Source organism: Streptomyces sp. NPDC046977 (assembly GCF_040644455.1).
GTDB lineage: Bacteria > Actinomycetota > Actinomycetes > Streptomycetales > Streptomycetaceae > Actinacidiphila.
Genome location: NZ_JBEYWO010000004.1, coordinates 295,324 through 317,571, shown reverse-complemented (window position 1 = coordinate 317,571; position 22,248 = coordinate 295,324). Strand labels below are relative to the sequence as shown.

The following is a 22,248-nucleotide window of genomic DNA, read 5'->3' as shown; positions in this document are numbered from 1 at the left end:
GGCCTTAACTGTACCCCTGTGAGCTGTGCGGTCCCGCCATCCCGGTGGGGCTATCAAGTTAGGTAATGCTTACCTTAATATGGCGACCGGTCACGACTCGGCCGAGTCGGTTCCGCATGTAAGGGGAGGCACGGGCACCTGTGTCGGGTATCGAAGAACTGACGGCGACGGCAAAGGAATTCTGGCGCGGACGGCTCGTTCCGCTCGCACAGGAGACCGTTCTCCCCGTCGATTTCCCGTATCCGCAGCGGCCCTGCGGCCCCGCCCTGGTCCGCTCCCGTGCGCTGCCCGGCGCCGTGCCGGGCGAGGCGGGCCGGCTCGCCGCGTTCGCCGCCCTCCTGCACCACTACGGGAGCGGCGCCGGCGACATCGTCCTCGCCCACAACGGACTGCCGCTGCGGGTCACCGTCGCCGCCGACACCGCCTTCGCCGACCTCACCGCGCACGTCGCCGACGCCGCGGCCCAGGCCCGCGCCCACCATGTGCCCGTCCGCGCGCTCGCCGGCGAGCTGGGTGCCGGGCCGACCCGCGGCGGCGGACTGCTCTGCACCACCGGTTTCGCCGCGGGCGACTGGGCCGGAGGCCCGCTCGACCTGGAACTGCGGGTCACTCCGGGCGAGGTCCACGCGGCGTACCGGCCCGACCTGTTCGAGGCCGCCACCGTCGACCGCGTGCTCGGCCACTACGCGACGCTGCTCGCGGACGCCGGCGCGCACCCGGACCGGGCCGTCGGCGAACTGCGGCTGCTGGACGAGGCGGAACGCCACCGCGTCCTCCACGCGTGGAACGACACCGACCACGAGGTGCCGCTCGCGACCTGGCCCGCGATGTTCGCCGAGCAGGTCCGCACCCGGCCCGGCGAGACCGCCCTGGTCTTCGAGGACGTCCGCCTCACCTACGCCGAACTCGACGCGCGCGCCAACCGCCTGGCCCGCGCCCTGATCGCGCGGGGCGCCGGGCCCGAGTCCGTGGTGGCGCTGGCCGTGCCGCGCTCGGCGGAGCTGATCGTCGCCGAGGTTGCGGTGCTCAAGTCGGGCGCCGCCTATCTGCCGGTCGACACCGACTACCCCGCCGACCGCGTCGCCTACATGCTGGCCGACGCCGCGCCGGTCTGCCTCGTCACCACCGCCGAGGTCGCCGCGGAACTGCCGGGCGGGGTGCCCGCGCTGGTCCTCGACGCCCCGGCCACCGTCGCCGAACTCGCCGCGCTGCCCGCCCACGGCCCCGACCTCGGCGGGCGGCTGTCCGTCGCGAACGCCGCGTACGTCATCTACACCTCCGGCTCCACGGGCCGTCCCAAGGGCGTCGTGCTCTCCCACGCGGGCGTCGCCAAACTCGTCGCCACCCAGAGCGAGCGGTTCGGCATCGGCCCGCACAGCCGGGTGCTGCAGTTCGCCTCCCCCAGCTTCGACGTCGCCTTCTGGGACCTGTGCCTGGGCCTGCTCTCCGGCGGACGGCTGGTCGTCGTGCCCTCCGAACGACGTGTCCCGGGGCCGCCGCTCGCCGAATACGCGAACGCCCACGGCATCACGTTCATGATCCTGCCGCCCGCGCTGCTCGCCGCCATGCCCGAGGACGTGCACCTGCCCGCGGAGGCGACGCTGCTCGCGGGCACCGAGCGCGTCTCCCCCGAGCTCGTCGGCCGCTACGCGCGCGGCCGCATGATGTTCAACGCCTACGGCCCGACCGAGGCGACCACCAACTCCACGCTCGGGCTGTGCGATCCCGACACCCCGGCCGGGACGATCGTGCCCATCGGCGTGCCCGACCCCGGCACCCGGGCCTACGTGCTCGACGCCCGGCTGCGGCCGGTCCCGGCGGGTGTCGCGGGAGAGCTCTACCTCGGCGGCGCCGGACTCGCCCGCGGCTACCTCGGGCGGCCCGGTCTGACGGCCGAGCGCTTCGTCGCCGACCCCTTCGGCGAACCGGGGGAACGGCTGTACCGCACCGGCGACCTCGTGCGCTGGAAGGCCGACGGACGGCTGGAGTTCCTCGGCCGCGTCGACAGCCAGGTCAAGATCCGCGGCTTCCGCATCGAGCCGGGCGAGATCGAGTCCGTGCTGCGCTCCCACCCCGCCGTCGCGCAGGCCGCCGTCGTCGTGCGCGAGGACCGGCCCGGCGACCGGCGTCTGGCCGCCTATGTCGTGCCGTCGCTGGACGGCGACGCCGAGGTCGCCGAGTGGAAGGACCTGCACGAACTGCTCTACGCCGCGGCGGGCTCCGAGGGCTTCCAGGAGAACTTCGCGGGCTGGAACAGCATGTACGACGGGCTGCCCATCCCCCTCCCGGACATGCGCGAGTGGCGGGCGGCGACCGTCGAGCGCATCGCCGCGCTCACACCGCGCCGCGTTCTGGAGATCGGCGTCGGCAGCGGCCTGCTGCTCTCCCGGCTGGCGCCGGGCTGCGAGACCTACTGGGGCACCGACGTCTCCGAGGAGGCCGTCGCCGCGCTGCGCGCGCAGATCAGCGACGTGCCCGAACTCGCCGGCCGCGTCGAGCTGTCGGCCCGCCCCGCGCACGACACCGCCGGGCTGCCCGGGGGCTTCTTCGACACCGTCGTGATCAACTCCGTCGCCCAGTACTTCCCGGGCGCGGACTACCTGGAGGACGTGCTCCGCAAGGCGGGGGCGCTGCTCGCGCCCGGCGGCACGCTCTTCGTCGGCGACGTCCGCAACCTGCGGCTGCTGCGCACCCTGCGCGCGGCCGTGGAGAGCGGCCGCGGCGCCGGCCCCGCCACCGACAAGGAGGCGCTGCGCGCGGCCGTGGACCGGTCGGTGGCGTGGGAGGGCGAACTCCTCGTCGACCCCGACTGGTTCGCGGGCCTGAGCGGCTTCACCGCCGAGGTGCGGCTCAAGCGGGGCACGCACCACAACGAGCTGACCCGCTACCGCTACGACGTCGTGCTGCGCCCGGCGGCGGACGCCCTTCGCGACACGGGTGACGAGATCGCGTGGTCCGCCCTGGGCGGCCTCGACGCGCTGGACGCGCGGCTCGCCGCACGCCCGCAGCGGCTGCGCGTGACCGCCGTGCCCAACGCCCGCCTCGCCGAGGACCTCGACGCCCTCGCCCTGCTCGACGACAGCAGCCGTCGCGGCGCCGAGGGTGTCGATCCCGAGTCGCTGCACGAACTCGCCGCGCGGCACGGCGTGTCCGCCGCCCTCACCTGGACCGGCGACGCGGACGACGGCAGCGTCGACGCCGTCTTCACGTCCGGCGACGGGTGCGCGGAGCCGCTGTACCGGCCCGGTGGCGGCCGTCCGCCCGCCAACCGCCCGGCCCCGTTCCGCGACGTCTCCGCGCTGATGCGGGCGCTGCGCGCGCACGCCGCCGAGTTCCTGCCGGAGTACATGGTCCCCGCGGCCCTCGTGCCGCTGGACCGGCTGCCGGTGACGCCCAGCGGCAAGCTGGACGGCGCTGCCCTGCCCGTCCCCGACTACGCCGCGCTCAGCTCCGGCCGCGCCCCGCGCGACGCCCGCGAGGAGCTGCTGTGCGGGCTGTACGCACGCGCCCTCGGGGTGCGCTCGGTCACCGTCGACGACGACTTCTTCGCCCTGGGCGGCGACAGCATCGTCGCCATCCAGCTGCTCGTGCTGGCCCGCGAGGCGGGCCTGCGCCTCACCCCGCGCGACGTCTTCCGGCACCGCACGGTGGCGGAGCTCGCGCCCGTCGCCCGGAACGCAGGGGAGGCCGGCGAGAACGACGCGGACAGCGCCGAGCAGGACACCCCGTTGGTGGAGCCGACCGACGCCGAACTCGCCGCCCTGCGCGGCGGCATGGCGACCGCCGTCGAAGAGGTGCTGCCGCTCGGCCCGCTCCAGGAAGGCTTCTTCTTCCACGCGCTCGTCGACGGCGCCGACCACGACGCCTACGTCGTCCAGCAGGCCGTCGAGCTGTCCGGCCCCGTCGACGGCGCCGCCCTGCGCCGCGCCATGGAACGGCTCCTGGAGCGGCACGCCCCGCTGCGCGCCTGCTTCCGCCAGCTCTCCGACGGGCGGCCGGTCCAGGTCGTCGTCCGGGACCCCGAACTGCCGTGGCGCGAGGTGGACCTGTCCGCTCAGGAGGACGGCGTCCGCCGGGGTCTCGCGGACGCCGTGGCCGCCGACGAGCGCGGCCGCCCCTTCGACCTCGCCCGCCCGCCGCTGCTGCGCTGCGCGCTGGTGCGGCTCGGGGAGGGCCGCAGCCGACTGCTGCTGACGTTCCATCACATCGTCGCGGACGGCTGGTCGCTGCCGGTGCTGCACCGCGAGCTGATGGCCCTGTACGCACCCGACCCGGAGCCGCTGCCCGAGGTCCCCGCCTACCGGAACTACCTGCGCCGCATCGCCGGCGCCGACCGGGACGCGGCCCGCGCCGCGTGGCGGTCCGCCCTGGCGGGGCTCGACGGCCCGACGCGCCTGGTGGACGTCCCCGCGGACGGCGGACCCGTGGAGCCCGCGCAGATCCGCGTGGAGCTGTCCGAGCGGGTCACGGCCCGGCTCGCCGCACGGGCCCGGGAACTCGGGGTGACCCTGGGCACGGTCGTGCAGGGCGCCTGGGGCCTGCTGCTGGGCCGGCTCACCGGGCAGCAGGACGTCGTCTTCGGCACCACCGTCTCCGGGCGCGACGTCGCCGTCGACGGCATCGCCTCCATGGTCGGCCTGTTCATCAACACCCTGCCGACCCGCCTGACCTGGGATCCGTCCACCGGCCTGGGGGCACTGCTGCGCCGTCTTCAGGACGAGCAGAGCGCCCTGCTGGACCACCAGCACCTGGGTCTCGCGGAGATCCAGCGGGCCGCGGGGCACGCGGGCGGCGGCGAACTCTTCGACACCCTCGTCGTCTTCGAGAACTACCCGGCCGGGACCGGCCTCACCGACCCCTCGGGCACGGTGCGCGTGACCGGGCACGCCTTCCACGACACCGTCCACTATCCGCTCGCGCTCGTCGTGAAGCCGGGCCGCCGGATGGACCTGCGCCTCAAGCACCACGCGCGGCGCATCGACGCGGACGCCGTCCGCGCGCTCGCCGGCCGGCTCGTCCTGCTGCTGGAAGCCGTCGCCGACGACCCCGGACGGCCCGTGGGCTCCGTCGAACTGCTCACCCCGCACGAGCGGGACGCGGCACGGCTCGACGGCGCCGCCCACGAGGTGCCCGCCACCACGCTGCCCGCCGCGATCGCGGCGCGGACCGCCCGCACCCCCGGCGCCACCGCCGTCGTGCACGGTGACACCACCTTGACGTACGCGGAACTCGACGCGCGTGCCGAGGCGCTGGCCGCACGGCTGCGCGCACGCGGCGCCGGGCCGGATCGCTTCGTCGCCGTCGCCGTGCCGCGCTCCGCGGAGCTGATGGTCGCGCTGCTCGGCGTCCTGAAGTCCGGCGCGGCCTATCTGCCCGTCGACCTGGACTACCCGGCGGAGCGCGTCGCCTACATGCTCACCGACTCCGGCGCCGCCACCGTCGTCACCACGGCGGCCGACGCCGCGCGGCTGCCCGAGGTGGCGGGCCTGACGCCGCTCCTGGTCGACGACCCCGCCGAGGACGGCCCCGCGTCTTCCGCGGGCGGGGCGGCGGCCGGGCCCGACGACCCGGCGTATCTGATCTACACCTCCGGCTCCACCGGCCGCCCCAAGGGCGTCGTGGTCGCCCACCGCGCCATCGTCAACCGCCTCGCGTGGATGCAGGGCGCGTACGCCCTGACGGCCGACGACCGCGTCCTGCAGAAGACCCCCTCCAGCTTCGACGTCAGCGTATGGGAGTTCTTCTGGCCGCTGTGCGAGGGCGCCGCCGTCGTCCTCGCCCGGCCGGACGGGCACCGCGATCCCGTGTACCTCGCCGGGCTCGTCCGCGAACAGCGGATCACCACCCTGCACTTCGTGCCCTCCATGCTGGAGGCGTTCCTCAGCACGCCGGAGGTGACCGCCGACGCCTCGTGGGCGGCGAGCCTGCGCCGCGTCCTCAGCAGCGGAGAGGCCCTGCCGGGCGCCGCCGCCGCGCGCTGGCAGGCGCTGACCGGAGTGCCGCTGCACAACCTCTACGGGCCCACCGAGGCCGCCGTGGACGTAACGCACCACCCCTTCGACGGTGCCCCGGACACCACCGTGCCCATCGGACGGCCCGTGTGGAACACGGGACTTCGCGTCCTGGACGCCGGCCTGCGCCCCGTGCCGCACGGCGTGCCCGGCGAGCTCTACCTGACCGGCGTGCAGCTCGCCCGCGGCTACCACGGGCGTGCCGCGCTCACCGCGGAGCGCTTCGTCGCCGACCCGTTCGGCGCGCCCGGCGAGCGGATGTACCGCACCGGCGACCTCGTGCGCCGCCGGCCCGGCGGAACGCTGGAGTACCTGGGCCGCACCGACCGCCAGGTCAAGCTGCGCGGCAACCGCATCGAGCCCGGCGAGACCGAGGCCGCCCTCGTACGCCTCCCGGAGGTCGCCCAGGCCGCGGTGACGGTCCGCGAGCAGCGCCTCGTCGCGTACGTCGTGCCGCCCCGGGGCACCCGCCCGGACACCACCGCCCTGCGCGCCGCCGTGGCCGAGGTGCTGCCCGCGCCGCTCGTCCCCGACTCCTTCGTCGTGCTGGACGAGCTGCCGCTGACCCCCAGCGGCAAGCTGGACCGAGCCGCGCTCCCCGCGCCGGAGGCGGAACGTGCCGCCGCACGCGCGCCGCGCACCGACCGTGAACGGACGCTGACGGAGGTCTTCGCGGCCGTCCTGGGCCTGCCCGACGCGGGCCCCGACGACGACTTCTTCCTCCTCGGCGGCGACAGCATCAGCTCCATCGGCGTGGCCAGCCGCGCCCGCGCCGCCGGCCTCGAACTGACCCCGCGCGACGTCTTCGAGCACCGCACCCCGGCCGCCCTCGCCCTGGCCGCCCGCACCGGCGCCGCGGCCGCGGGGCGCACCGGGCCCGACCGCCCGGATCTGACGCCCGAGGAGACCGGGCGCGTCCACCGCACCGCCGGCGGAGCCGTCGCCGGGATCTGGCCCCTCGCCCCGCTCCAGGAAGGCCTGTTCTTCCACTCCGCGTACGACGACAACGCCCTGGACGTCTACACCGTCCACGAGTCCTTCGACTTTGCCGAGCGCCTGGACGAGCACCGGCTGCGCGCCGCCGCCCGCACCCTGCTCGCCCGCAACCCCGGACTGCGCGCCGGGTTCACCAGCGACGGGCTGCGCCAGCCCGTGCAGTTCATCGTGGCGGCGCCCGACGTGCCGCTGGAGACGGTGGACCTGTCGGCGCTGCCCGCCGCCGAGCAGGACGCGCGGCTGAGCGCCCTGATGGACGACGAGCGCACCCGCCGCTTCGACCTGTCGGCGCCGCCCCTGTTCCGCATGCTGCTCGTGCGGCGCGGGGCGGAGCGCGGCGACCGCCTCGTCATCGGCCGCCACCTGATCCTGTGGGACGGCTGGTCCGCCTGGCTCTTCCTCGACCAGCTCTTCGCCCTGTACGCGACGGCCGGCGACGACACCGGGCTGCCGCGTCCCGGCTCCTACGGGGACTACCTGGCCTGGCTGGACACCCAGGACGACGCCGCCGCGACCGCCGCCTGGCGCACCGCGCTGGCGGGCCTGGAGGAACCGACCCTGCTCGTCCCGGCCGTGGCCGACACGGGCCTGGAGCCCGTCATTCCCCAGCAGTTGGACGCGCTGCTCCCCGCGGGGCTCGGCGACGCGCTGCGCGAGCGGGCCCGCGCCCACGGCCTGACCCTCAACACGGTGCTCAACGCGGCCTGGGGCCTCACTCTGGCCTCCGCGACCGGCCGCACCGACGTCGTCTTCGGCACCACCGTGGCCGGCCGCCCGACCGAGGTGCCGGACGTCGAGAACGTGATCGGCATGTTCCTCAACACCGTGCCCGCCCGCGTCGCCCTCGACCCGGCGGAATCCGTCGTCGACCTGCTGCGGCGCATCCAGGGCGAACGCCTGGAACTGATGCCGTACGAGTACCTGGGCCTCGGCGTGCTCCAGGCCGAGACCGGCCACCGGCGGCTGTTCGACACCCTCTTCGTGCTGCGCAACAACGACACCGAGGAGCGGCTGGAGCGGCTGCGCACCGAGCACGGCGCCACCGCCGTCGCCAACATCGACGCCACCCACTACCCGGTCAACCTGATCGTGACGCCGGGACAGCGCGTCCTCGTCACCCTCGCCCACCGCCCCGACGTCGTCCCGCACGACGCCGCCCGGGCGCTGCTGGACCGCTTCACCCTGCTGCTGGAGCGCATGGCGGAGGACCTGACCGCGCCCGTCGGCCGTCTCGACCCGCTGCTGCCCGCCGAACACGCCGCGCTGGAGCGGGAGTGGGCCGGCAGCCGGGTGCCGGAGCCCACCGAGACCGTCGCGGACCTGCTCGCCGCGCAGGCCGCCCGCACCCCGGACGCCACCGCGCTGGTCTTCGGCGACCGCACCCTCGGCTATGCCGCACTCGACGCCGCCGTGAACCGCACGGCCCGGCTGCTGCTCGCCCGGGGCGCGGGCCCCGAGAAGGTGGTGGCGCTGGGTCTGCCGCGCTCCCTGGACATGGTCGTGGCCCTGTTCGCGGTGCTGCGCACCGGCGCCGCCTACCTGCCGCTGGAGCTGGACCACCCGGCCGACCGGCTCTCCCTGATGCTGGAGGACGCCCGGCCGCTGCTGCTCCTGACGAACGCCGCCGTCTCCGCGACCCTCGACGCGGACACCCCGCGCGTGCTCCTCGACGACCCCGCCGTGGCCGCCGAACTCGCCGCCCTCTCTGACGCGCCGGTCGTCGCGGACTTCAGCCTGGAGCACCCCGCGTACGTCATCTACACCTCGGGCTCCACCGGCCGCCCCAAGGGCGTCGTCACCCCGTACCGGGGGCTGACGAACATGCAGCTCAACCACCAGAAGGAGATCTTCGCCCCGGCGGTCGCAGCGGCGGGCGGACGGCGGCTGCGCGTCGCGCACACCGTCTCCTTCGCCTTCGACATGTCGTGGGAGGAGCTGCTGTGGCTCGTCGAGGGCCACGAAGTGCACATCTGCGACGAGGAGTTGCGCCGCGACGCACACGCGCTGACCGCCTACTGCGAGCGGCACCGCATCGATGTCGTCAACGTCACCCCCACCTACGCCCGCCTGCTCATCGAGGAGGGGCTGCTGGAGGGCCACGTCCCGCCGCTCGTGCTGCTCGGCGGCGAGGCCGTCCCCGAGACGGTCTGGACGCGGCTGCGCGACACCGAGGGCACCTACGGCTACAACCTGTACGGTCCGACCGAGTACACCATCAACACCCTCGGCGGCGGCACCCACGACAGCGCCACGCCCACCGTCGGCCGCCCCATCCGCGGCACCCGCGCGCACATCCTCGACGCGTGGCTGCGGCCGGTGCCCAACGGCGTGCCCGGCGAGCTGTACATCGCGGGTGTCGGCCTGGCCCGCGGCTACCTGGACCGGCCGGGCCTGACCGCCGAGCGGTTCGTGGCCGACCCCTTCGGGGAGCCGGGCGAGCGCATGTACCGCACCGGCGACCTCGTACGCCGCGGTGCCCAGGGCAACCTGGACTTCCTCGGCCGCACCGACGACCAGGTCAAGATCCGCGGCTACCGCGTCGAGCCGGGCGAGATCGAGACCGCCCTCAGCCGGCACCCGCGCGTCTCTCAGGCCGCCGTCGTCGTCCGCGACGACCGGCTGGTCGGCTATGTCGTCCCCGCTCCCGCCGACCCGGCCGAGCGGGAGTCCGCCGAGCGCGCCCAGGTCGGCGAGTGGCAGGAGATCTACTCCGACGAGTACGAGGAGATCTCCACCGCGGTCTTCACCGAGGAGTACGCGGGCTGGGACAGCTCGTACGACGGACTGCCCATCCCCTTCGAGGACATGCACGAGTGGCGCGAGGCCACCCTCGCCCGCATCCGCGAACTGCGGCCCCGCCGCGTTCTGGAGATCGGGGTCGGCTCCGGCCTGCTGCTGTCCCGGCTGGCGCCGGACGCGGAGGCGTACTGGGCCACGGACTTCGCCGCCCCCGTCATCCGCAAGATCGGCGAGGAGCTGAAGCGGGACCCGGAGCTGGCGGCCAAGGTCGAGCTGCGCTGCCGGCCCGCCGACGACCTGGAGGGGCTGCCCTCCGGGTACTTCGACACGATCGTGATCAACTCGGTGGTGCAGTACTTCCCGAGCGTGGCCTACCTGGAGTCCGTCGTCCGCGGCGCCGTGGAACTGCTCGCCCCCGGCGGCGCGCTCTTCGTCGGAGACGTCCGCAACCTGCGGCTGGCACGCACCTTCCACGCCGAGATCCAGCGGGCCCGCGGCACGGCCGGGGCCGGGTTCGAGCGGGCCGTGGACCGCGCGCTGCGGCTGGAGAAGGAACTCCTGGTCGACCCCGACTTCTTCGCGGGCCTCGGCTACGGACTGGACCTGCGCACCAAGCGCGGCGTGCACCACAACGAGCTGTCCCGGCACCGCTACGACGCCGTCCTGTACCGGGGCGAGCCCGCGGTGCGGCTGGGCGACGAGCCCGCGACCGCGTGGTCGCCGGACCTCGCCGCGCGGCTGCGCGAGCAGCGCCCCGAGCGGCTGCGCGTCACGGCCGTCCCGGACGGGCGCATCGCACCTGACGGTGTCGATCCCGAAACGCTGCACGACCTGGGCGCCGGGCTCGGTTACCGCGTGCTCACCACCTGGGGTGCCGAAACGGGCGGCTACGAGGCCGTGTTCGTGCCCGCGGACACCACCGGCACGACCGCCGGGCTGTACCGGCCGGGCGGCGGCAGCGCCCCGTACGCCAACGATCCGGCGGCGGGCCGCGACGCGAGCGCCCTGGTGCGGGTGCTGCGCGAGGACCTGAAGCGGGAACTGCCCGAGTACATGGTCCCCGCGGCCTTCGTGACGCTCGACCGGCTGCCGATGAACGCCAACGGCAAGCTCGACGTGCGGGCGCTGCCCGACGCCGAGCCGGCCGTGGCGCTCGGCGGCGGGCGCGGTCCGCGCACCCCGCAGGAGGAGGTGCTGTGCCGGCTGTTCGCCGAGGTGCTGGGCCTGCCGGCGGTGGGCGCGGAGGACGGCTTCTTCGACCTGGGCGGGCACTCGCTGCTGGCCACCCGCCTGGTGAGCCGGGCCCGCACCGAACTCGGCGCGGAACTGGCCATCCGCGACCTGTTCGAGGCCCCGACTCCCGCGCAGCTCGCGCTGCGCGCGGACGCCGGGCGGCCGGCCCGCCCCGCGCTCACCGCGGCGGCCGGACGGCCGGAACGGGTCCCGCTGTCCGCCGCGCAGCGCCGGCTGTGGCTGGTGGAACGCCTCACCGGCGGCGCGGCGTACAACTTCCCGCTGGTCTTCCGGCTGCGCGGCGCCCTCGACCGTGAGGCGCTGCGGCACGCCCTGCACGACGTGGCGGCGCGCCACGAGGCGCTGCGCACGCTCGTCGGCGAGCACGACGGCGAGCCGTACCAGCGGATCGTGCCCGCGGACGCCGCACTGCCCGGGTTCGCCGTGACCGGCGCCGCCGAGGCCGAGCTGCCCGGGCTGATCGAGGCGGCCCAGCGCCGCCCCTTCGACCTCGCCGGACAACTGCCGCTGCGCTGCGAGGTGTTCGCGGTCGCGCCGGACGACCACGTGGTGGCCGTCGTCCTGCACCACATCACCACGGACGAGTGGTCCGACCGCCCGTTCATGGCCGATCTCACGGCCGCCTACACCGCCCGCGCGGCGGGCTCGGCTCCGTCCTGGCGGCCGCTGCCCGTGCAGTACGCGGACTACACGCTGTGGCAGGAACAGCTGCTCGGCACCGTCGGCGGTGCGCAGCTCGGTTACTGGAGCGAGCGGCTGCGCGGCCTGCCCGAGGAGCTGGCGCTGCCCTTGGACCGGCCGCGCCCGGCCGCCCCCGGCGGCGCCGGTGCGGTCGTGCGCGGCGAGGTCCCCGCGGATCTCGCGCGGGAGCTGCGGGAGCTGTCCGCCGCGACCGGGACCAGCATGTTCATGCTGTTCCAGGCGGCCACCGCCGGGCTGCTCCACCGGCTCGGCGCGGGTGAGGACATCCCGCTCGGGGCGCCCATCGCGGGACGCACCGACAGCGGCCTGGACGACCTCGTCGGCTTCTTCGTCAACACCCTGGTGCTGCGCACCGACCTGTCCGGTGCTGACCTGACGTTCCGTCAGCTGCTGGGTCGGGTGCGGGAGTCCGCGCTGGAGGCCTTCGAGCACCAGGACGTGCCCTTCGACCGGGTCGTGGAGGCGGTGAACCCGCCGCGCGCGGCGGGCCGCAACCCGCTGTTCCAGGTGATGCTCGGCTACCACCACCGCCCGGACGGCGACCCCGACGTGTTCGGCCTGCCGACCGAGTGGTTCGACATGGACACCGGCACCGCCAAGTTCGACCTCGACTTCACCTTCGTCGACCACGGCGAGGCGCACCCGCTGGCCCTGCTGCTGGAGTACGCGACCGACCTCGCCGACGAGGCGACCGCCGCACTGCTCGTCGCGCGCCTGGTGCTGCTGCTGCGGCAGGCCGCGGCCCGACCCGACCTCCCGCTGGCCGAGTTCGACCTGCTGACCGCCGCCGAGCACGAGGCCGCCGCGGGCGCCTGGAACGACACGGCGCGGCACCCTGCCGAGACCCGCGCGGTCCCCGAGATCCTCGCCGGCACCGTCCGGGCGCACCCCGGCCGCACCGCGCTGGTGACCTCCGAGGGCGCGCTGACCTTCCGTGAGCTGGGCGACCGCGTCGACGCCCTCGCCGCCCTTCTACGCCGCCACGGCGCGACGGAGGGAGCCGTGGTGGGCCTGGCCCTCCCGCGGCACGCCATGGTCCCGGCGATCCTCGGCGTGCTCGCCTCCGGCGCCGCCTACCTGCCGCTCGACCCGGCACTCCCGGCCGAGCGCCTGGCGTTCATGCTCCGCGACGCGGCACCGGTGTGCCTGCTGACCACCGCCGGCATCGCCGCACGGCTGCCCGAAGCGGAAGGCGTCGAACGGCTGCTGCTCGACAGCCCGCTGCCCGAGGGCGAGTCCGCACGCCCGGCCGGGTACGCGCCGCTCAGTGCCGCGTACACGATCTACACCTCCGGCTCCACCGGCACCCCGAAGGGCGTCGTCGGCACCCACCAGGGCCTGTCCAACCTCTTCGGCGCGCACCTGCGCGACATGATCGAGCCGGCGGTCCTGGCCACCGGCCGGGAGGTCCTGAGGGCCGCGCACACCGCCTCGTTCAGCTTCGACGCGTCCTGGGACCCGCTGCTGTGGCTGCTGGCGGGCCACGAGCTGCATGTCGTGGACGAGACGACGATGACCGACCCGGCCGCGCTCGTCGCCCGACTGGACACACAGGGCGCCGACTACGTGGACCTCACGCCGACCTACCTGGCCGAGCTGATGCACCACGGCTTCCTCGCCCCCGGCGGCCGCGCGCCCGCCGTCCTCACCGTCGGCGGCGAGGCCACCCCGCCCGCCCTCTGGCAGCGGCTGGCGGCCCTCCCCGGCACCGAGGTGCACGACCTCTACGGGCCCACCGAGTGCTCCGTCGACGCCTACGGCCGCCACAGCGGGCCCCCGGAGCGGTCCGCGCCGCTGGACAACCTGCGCGCCTACGTGCTCGACGCGCGCCTGCGCCCGGCGCCGCTCGGCGTGCCCGGCGAGCTCTACCTCGCCGGTGCGGGCCTTGCCCGCGGCTATCTCGGCCGGCCGGCCTTGACCGCCGAGCGGTTCGTCGCCGACCCGTACGGCGCGCCCGGCGAGCGCATGTACCGCACGGGAGACCTGGCACGACGCAGGTGGGGGTCCCCCCGGCCGGAGGCTGGGGGAGGCTCTGTGGAATACCTGGGCCGCAGCGACGACCAGGTCAAGATCCGCGGTTTCCGCGTGGAACCCGGCGAGATCGAGTCCGTGCTCGTCGCGGACCCGGGCGTGTCGGCGGCGGCCGTCGTCGTCCGCGAGGACGCCCCCGGCGCGCCGCGCCTCGTCGCGTACACCGTTCCCGCCCCCGGTCACGAACCCGATCCGGCCGCGCTGCGTGCCCGTGTCGCCGCCTCGCTGCCCGAGCACATGGTGCCCGCGGCGTTCGTCGGGCTCGCGGCCCTGCCGCGTACCGTCAACGGCAAGCTGGACCGGGCCGCGCTGCCCGCGCCCGACCTGTCGGCGGCCGTCGGCGGACGGCTGCCGCGCACACCGCGCGAGGAACTGCTGTGCGAGCAGTTCGCCGCCGTGCTCGGCCTGGAACGGGTGGGCATCGACGACGACTTCTTCGTCCTCGGCGGCCACTCGCTGCTCGCGATGCGCCTGATCAGCCGCATCCGTGCCGTGTTCGGCGCCGAGATGCCACTGCGCGCCGTCTTCGACGCGCCGACCGTCGCCGGGCTCGCCGCCCTGCTGGACGGCGAGAGCGCCGTGCAGGGTCCGCCGCTGGTCGCCGCCCGCGCTCTGCCCGAACGGCTGCCGCTCTCCTCGGCCCAGCACCGCCTGTGGCTGCTGCACCAGGTCGACGCCGCCGACCCCTCCTACAACCTCCCGGCCGCCTGGCGTCTGACCGGCGCCCTCGACCGCGCCGCGCTGGAGGAAGCGCTGAACGACCTCGTCGCCCGGCACGCCACCCTGCGCACGGTCTTCCCTGCCGTGGACGGCGTGCCGTACCAGCACGTCCTGGCCCCGGAGCGGGCGCGTGCGACACTCGTCGGCGCCGCCCAGGACGAGCTGCCCGGGATCGCCGCGCGACCGTTCGACCTGGAGCGTGAACTCCCGCTCCGCGCCGCCGTGTCCGCGACCGGACCGGACGAGCACGTGCTGCTGCTCGTCCTGCACCACATCGCCACCGACGAGTGGTCCGACCGGGCCCTGCTCACCGATCTCGGCGCGGCCTACGCCGCGCGCACCGCGGGCCGTGCCCCCGAGTGGGCGCCGCTGCCGGTGAGTTACGCCGACTACACGCTCTGGCAGCGGGAGCTGCTGGAACAGTCCGGCGACAGCCTGCTCGCCCACTGGACGGAGACCCTGCGCGACCTGCCCGAGGAACTGGCGCTGCCCACGGACCGGCCGCGTCCCCAGGAGTCCTCGCACGCCGGCGGCACCGTCGGCTTCACCGTCCCGCCCGAGGTGGAACGTGCCCTGCGGGCGCTGGCCCGCCGCGAGGGCGCCAGCATGTTCATGGTCTCGCAGGCCGCCGTCGCGGCGCTGCTGCACCGGCTCGGCGCGGGCGACGACATCCCGCTCGGCGCCCCCGTCTCCGGCCGCGCCGACGAGCGCCTGGAGGACCTGGTCGGCTTCTTCGTCAACTCCCTGGTGCTCCGCACCGATCTGTCGGGCGACCCGGACTTCGCGGAGCTGCTGCGCCGGGTCCGGGCGACCGACCTGGCCGCGTACGAGCACCAGGACCTGCCCTTCGAACGGCTGGTGGAGGCCCTCAACCCGGCCCGCTCCCTCGCCAGGCACCCGCTCTTCCAGGTGATGGTCGTCCACCTCGCCGAGCGCGCCGGATCGCCCGTGCTGCCCGGCCTCACGGTCCGGCCGGAGCCGGTCGCCCAGGACATCGCCAAGTTCGACCTCGGCTTCGACTTCGTCGAGCAGGGTGAGGGCAACGGCATCCAGGGCTGGATCGAGTACAGCGCCGACCTCTTCGACCGTCCGACCGCCGAACTGCTCGCCCGGCGCATGGAACGGCTGCTGGAGCAGGTCGCGGCCGATCCCGAACGGCCGGTGGGCCGCATCGACACCCTGGACGCGACGGAGCGCGTCCGGGTGCTGGAGGAGTGGAACGCCACCGCTCACCCCGTGCCCGGGATCACCCTCCCCGAGCTGTTCCGCGCCCAGGCGGCGGCCACCCCGGCCGCGACCGCCCTGCTGGCCGACGGCTCGGCGCTCACCTACGCGGAGCTGGACGCCCGTGTCGAACGCCTCGCCCACGCCCTCGTGGGCGCGGGCGTCGGTCCGGAGTCCACGGTGGCCGTGGCGCTGCCGCGCTCGGCGGCCCTCGTCGTCACCCTGCTCGCGGTGCACCGCGCGGGCGGCGCCTATCTGCCGCTCGACACCGACTACCCGGCGGAGCGGCTGGCGTTCATGCTGGCCGACGCCCGCCCGGTGTGCCTGGTGACGGCGGACGGCGTGGCCCTGCCGGACACCGGCGCGCCGCGCCTGCTGGTGGGCACCGACGGCTCGCCCGCGGCCGCCGCCGCCACGGGCCCGCTGCCCGCGGCGTACGACCCGCGCCACCCGGCGTACGTCATCTACACCTCCGGCTCGACCGGCCGCCCGAAGGGCGTCGTCGTGCCGCAGGAGGGCATCGTCAACCGCCTGCTGTGGATGCAGGACGCCTACGGCCTGACGCCGGACGACCGGGTGCTGCAGAAGACGCCGTCGAGCTTCGACGTCTCGGTCTGGGAGTTCTTCTGGCCGCTGATCACCGGCGCGACCCTCGTCGTGGCACGGCCAGAGGGCCACAAGGACCCGGCCTATCTCGCCGAGTTGATCCGGACCCGCGGCGTCACCACGGCGCACTTCGTGCCGTCGATGCTGCGGGCCTTCCTCGACGAGCCGGCCGCGGCGGGGGCCACGGGGCTGCGCCGCGTGATGTGCAGCGGCGAGGCGCTGTCCGCGTCGCTCGCCGCCCGCTTCCACGAGGTGCTGGGCGCCGCGGAGTTGCACAACCTCTACGGACCCACGGAGGCGTCGGTCGACGTCACCGCCCACGCGGTGCCCGCAGGCGCGGCCGCCGTCCCGATCGGGCGGCCGGTGTGGAACACCCGTACCTACGTGCTGGACGCCGGGCTGCGCCCGGTGCCGCCCGGCGTACCCGGCGAGCTGTACCTCGCCGGTGCCCAGCTGGCACGCGGCTACCTCGGCCGGCCCGGGCTGACCGCCGAGCGCTTCGTCGCCGACCCGTACGGCGGCCCCGGCGAACGGATGTACCGCACCGGCGACCTGGCCCGCTGGACGGGCGCCGGGGAGCTGGAGTACCTGGGCCGCGTCGACGACCAGGTCAAGCTGCGCGGCTTCCGCGTCGAACCCGGCGAGATCGAGGGCGTGCTGACCCGCGGGCCGGGCCTCGCGCGGGCGGCCGTGGTGCTGCGCGACGAGCGGCTGGTGGCGTACGTCGTACCCGCCCCGGGGCAGGACGCGGACCCGGCGGCCCTGCGGGCCCACGCGGCCGCCGCGCTGCCGGAGCACATGGTGCCCGCCGCCTTCGTCGTCCTGGACGCCCTGCCGCTCACGCCCAACGGCAAGCTCGACCGCGCGGCGCTGCCCGCGCCGGACTTCGCCGCCGAGGTCACCGCGACGGAGCCGCGCACGCCGCGCGAGGCCCGGATGTGCGAGCTCGTCGCCGATGTCCTCGGCCTCGAACGCGTGGGCGCGGACGACGACTTCTTCCGGCTGGGCGGGGACAGCATCGTCGCGATGCAGCTCGTCGTCCGGGCCCGTGCCGCGGGCCTGACGATCACCCCCCGCGACGTCTTCCGGCACAAGACGGCGGCCGGCCTGGCCGCCGCCGCTGTGGACACCGTCCGGCAGGACACCGCGGACACGACCGCGCTGCTGCCGGACCTCACCGACGCCGAGCGCGCCGAACTCGCGGGCACCGGAGGGGCGGAGGCGCTGCCGCTGTCCCCGCTCCAGGCCGGTCTGCTCTTCCACGCCTCCTTCGACTCCGGCGACCGGGGCCCCGACGTCTACACCGTCCAGGTGTCGTACGACATCGAGGGCCCGGTCGACGCCGAACGGCTGCGCGCCGCCGGGCAGGCGCTGCTCGACCGGCACGAGTCCCTGCGCGCGGGCTTCCGCTACCTCGCCTCGGGCCGCCCGGTGGCCGTCGTGCCGCGCTCGGTGCCACTGCCGTGGCGCCAGGTGAACACCGCCGCCGACGGTGCGGAGTGGGAGCGCCTGCTGCTCCAGGAACGGCGCCGCTTCGACCCGGCCGAACCGCCGCTGCTGCGGCTGCTGCTGGCCAGGACGGACAACGGCGGCCACCGCCTGGTGCTGTCGCACCAGCACCTGCTGCTGGACGGCTGGTCCGTGCCCCGCCTGATGGCGGAGCTGACCGCCCTCTACGACGGGAGCGCCCCGCCCGCCACCGCCCCCTACCGCGACTACCTGCGCTGGCTGGGCCGACAGGACACGGCGGCCTCCACCGCCGCCTGGGCCACCGTCCTGGACGGGCTGGAGGAGCCCACGCACCTGGTGCCCGCCGACCCCAACCGGGCCCCGGTCGTACCCCGTACGCACACCGTCGAGGCCGGCGAGGAGCTGACGCAGGCGCTCGGCGCGCTCGCCCGCCGCCGCGGTCTGACCGTCAACACTCTGGTGCAGGCCGCCTGGGCGATCGTGCTGTCCCGGCTCACCGGACGCGACGACGTCGTGTTCGGAGCGACGGTGGCCGGCCGGCCGCCGGAGCTGGACGGCGTCGAGTCGATGATCGGCCTGTTCATCAACACCGTGCCCGTCCGTGTCCGGCTGCGCCCGCAGGAACCGGTCGGCGCCCTCCTCGACCGCCTCCAGGACGAGCAGGCGCGGCTCCTCCCCCACCAGTACCTGGGCCTGGCCGACATCCAGCGCGGCGCCGGTCTCGGGGACCTCTTCGACACACTGATGGTCTTCGAGTCCTACCCGGTCGCGGACGACGGCGAGGAGACGGGCCTGCGCCTGTCGGTGCGCGAGCACGAGGACTCCACGCACTACCCGTTCGCCTGGGCCGTCGAGCCCGGCGAACGCCTGCGGCTGACGGCCGAGTTCCGGCCCGACCTGTTCACCCCGGCCGCGGCCGGGCGGACGGCTTCGGCCGTGCTCGCCGTCCTGGAGGCGATGGCGGCCGACCCCGGCACCGCCGTCGGACGCCTGGACATCCTCGGCGACGCCGACCGGCGCACGCTGCTGGAGACCTGGAACGACACGGCCCTGCTCGCGGGGACGGCGGACGCCACCGTCCCCGCCCTGTTCGCCGCACAGGCCGCGGCGTCCCCGGACGCGGTCGCCGTCACCGACAGGTCCGTGACGTGGACCTTCGCCGAACTCGCCGTCCGCACCGGCCGGCTGGCGCGTGTGCTGGCGGGCGCGGGCGCCGGTCCCGAGGGCATCGTGGCACTGGCGCTGCCGCGCACCGCCGACCACATCACGGCGATCCTGGCCGTGATGACGGCGGGCGCCGCCTATCTGCCGCTCGACGCCGACCTGCCCGCCGACCGTGTGCGCGACATGCTGGCCGACGCCCGGCCGCGGCTGATCCTCACCACGGACGCCCTGGCCGGCTCCCTGCCGGACACGGGCGTCCCGGTGCTGAGCCTGGACGCCCTCGACGGGCTGCCCGAGGCGGCGCCGCAGGCCCCCGCCCCGGACCACCCCGCGTACGTCATCCACACCTCGGGCTCGACGGGCCGCCCCAAGGGCGTTGTCGTCACCCAGCGCGCCCTGGCCAACCTGTTCCACAGCCACCGCCACGACCTGCACGACCGCGCCAAGGAGCTGACCGGCCGCCGCCACCTGCGGGTGGGCCACGCCTGGTCGTTCTCCTTCGACGCCTCCTGGCAGCCGCAGTTGTGGCTGCTGGACGGGCACGCGCTGCACATCGTGGACGACGAGACGCGCCGCGACGCCGAGCTCCTCGCCGCCCTGATCCGGGACGAGGCGCTGGACTTCATCGAGGTGACCCCCTCCCTGCTGGCGCAGATGGCGGACGCGGGCCTGATCCAGGGCGGCCACTGCCCGCTGGCGGTGGTCGGTGTCGGCGGCGAGGCCGTGCCGGACGCCCTCTGGTCACGGCTGGCCGCGCTGGGGTCGACCGAGGCGTTCAACCTGTACGGTCCCACCGAGGCCACCGTCGACGCCCTCGTCGGCCGCGTCGCCGACAGCGGCCGCCCGGTCGTCGGCCGCGCGGTGCACAACGCGCGGGCGTACGTCCTGGACGGCTCGCTGCGCCTGGTGCCGCCCGGCGTCACCGGCGAGCTGTACCTGTCCGGCGCCGGACTCGCCCGCGGCTACCTCGGCCGCCCCGACCTGACGGCCGAGCGCTTCGTCGCCGACCCGTACGGCCCGCCGGGCGCCCGGATGTACCGCACCGGCGACCTCGCGCGGTGGACCGAGGAGGGGCAGCTGGAGTACACCGGCCGTTCCGACGACCAGGTCAAGATCCGCGGCTACCGGATCGAACTCGCCGAGGTCGAGCGGGCCCTGGCCGGACACGACGCGGTCGGCCAGGTCGTCGTCACCGCCCGCGAGGACCGCCCGCGGGTCCGGCAGCTGGTCGGCTACGTCGTCCCCGCCGAGGGCCGCGACGCCGATCCCGCCGCCCTGCGGGCCCATGTGGCGGCGACGCTGCCCGAGTACATGGTCCCGGCGGCCGTGGTCGTCCTGGACGCCCTGCCGCTGCTGTCCAACGGCAAACTGGACCGCAAGGCGCTGCCCGCCCCGGACTTCACCACCGGCACGGGCGGCCGCAAGCCGCAGACCGGCACCGAACGCACCCTGTGCGGGATCGTCGCCCAGGTGCTGGGCCTGCCGGCCGAGGCCGTCGGCACCGACGACGACTTCTTCGCCCTGGGCGGCGACAGCATCGTCGCCATGCAGTTCGTCAGCCGGGCCCGCGCGGCCGGGCTGCGGATCACCCCGCGCCAGGTGTTCCAGCTCCGCGACGCCGCCTCGCTGGCGCAGGCCGCGATCCCGCTCGCCGGGGACGAGTCGGCCCGCACCCACGACGACGGCACCGGCCTCGTCCCGCTCACCCCGATCATGCACGCCCTGCGCGAGCGCGGCGGCCCGATCTGGGGCTACCACCAGGCCGCCCTGCTGCGGACCCCGGCGGACCTGGACGAGAAGGGACTGCTGGCCGTGCTGCGGGCCGTCGCCGACCGGCACGACATGCTGCGCGCCCGGCTGGAGCGCACCCGCACCGAGCCGTGCTCCACGGGCGGGGCCGATGAGCGGTGGGCGTTGCGGGTGCCCGCGCCGGGCACCGTGGACGTGGCGTCCTGGCTCGCCCGCGCCGACGTCGCCGGCGCGGACGACGCGGGGCTGCGCGAGGCGATCGCCGCCCGCGCGGTCACCGCCCGGGCCGGACTCGACCCGGACACCGGCGACATGGTGCGCGCGGTGTGGTTCGACGCCGGGCCGGGACAGCCGGGCCGCTTGCTGCTGCTCCTCCACCACCTCGTGGTCGACGGCGTGACCTGGCGCATCCTGCTCCCCGACCTCGCGGCCGCCTGGGAGGCCGTGGCCGCGGGCCGCACCCCCGACCTGCCGCCGGTGGACATCTCCTTCCGCCGCTGGTCGGAACTGCTGGCCGCCCGCGCCCAGGACCCGTCCCGCGAGGACGAACTGCCCTGGTGGACCTCGGTCCTCGCGGACGGCGCGGGACTGCCGCTGGCCCGCCCGCTCGACACGGCACGGGACACCGTCGAAAGCACCCGCTATCTGTCCCTGACCCTGCCCGCCGAGATCACCGAACCGCTGCTCGGCCGGGTGCCCGCCGCGTACGGCGCGAGCGTCAACGACGTCCTGCTGACCGCGTTCGCGCAGGCCGTGGCGGACTGGCGGACCCGCGTGCTGGGCGCGGAGCCCGGCAGCGCGGTCCTGGTCGACCTCGAAGGGCACGGCCGCGAGGAGGAACTGGCCGGCAACGCGGATCTGTCCCGCACCGTCGGCTGGTTCACCAGCGTCGTCCCGGTCCGCCTCGACCCGGGCGCCGGGGAACCCGGCCCCGACGCGGCCGTCGCCCGGGTCCGCGAGCACCTGACCGCCCTCCCGGCGGCGGGCGTCGGGCACGGCCTGCTGCGGCACCTCAACCCGGTCACGGGTCCCGAGCTGGCGCGTCTGGCCGAACCGCAGATCGAGTTCAACTACATGGGCCGATTCGACGTCCCCGAGGCGGCCGACTGGTCTTACGCCCCCGAGGGCGACGCCGCCGACCTCGACGCCGACCCCGGGATGCCCATGTCCCACGCCCTCACCCTCAACGCCCTGACCGAGGACCGCCCCGGCGGTCCCGAACTCGGCGCCCACTGGGCCTACGCCGGCGAACTCCTCACGGAGGAGGCCGTTTTGGATCTGGCACACACCTGGTTCCGGGCCCTCCGGGCCCTGGTCACACGGAAGGAATCCACCCGATGAGCAGCAACCCCTTCGAGAACCCCGACGGCGTTTACTCCGTCCTGGTCAACGCCGAGGGCCAGCACAGCCTGTGGCCCGACTTCGTCGACGTCCCCGCGGGCTGGACGGTCGCCCACGGCCCGGCCGCCCGGCAGGAGTGCCTGGAGTACGTCGAGACCCACTGGACGGACCTGCGCCCGAAGAGCCTCGTCGAGGGAGCCTGACCGGAGACGCCCGAACGCGAGGGGCCGGCCCGCACTGC

Annotated in this window: 2 protein-coding genes; both read left to right on the top strand. The window is 75.4% G+C overall.

Annotated elements, in window-relative coordinates:
• Positions 1-266 precede the first annotated feature (266 nt).
• Complete coding sequence (locus ABZ883_RS08725) at positions 267-22,007, top strand: non-ribosomal peptide synthase/polyketide synthase (protein ID WP_360904066.1); 21,741 nt, start codon at positions 267-269, stop codon at positions 22,005-22,007.
• Positions 22,004-22,210 carry an MbtH family protein gene (locus ABZ883_RS08720; RefSeq protein WP_360903736.1) on the top strand — a complete coding sequence of 69 codons (207 nt, stop codon included), beginning with the start codon at positions 22,004-22,006 and terminating at the stop codon, positions 22,208-22,210. Before ABZ883_RS08725 ends, ABZ883_RS08720 begins: the two co-directional genes overlap by 4 nt.
• Positions 22,211-22,248 lie beyond the last annotated feature (38 nt).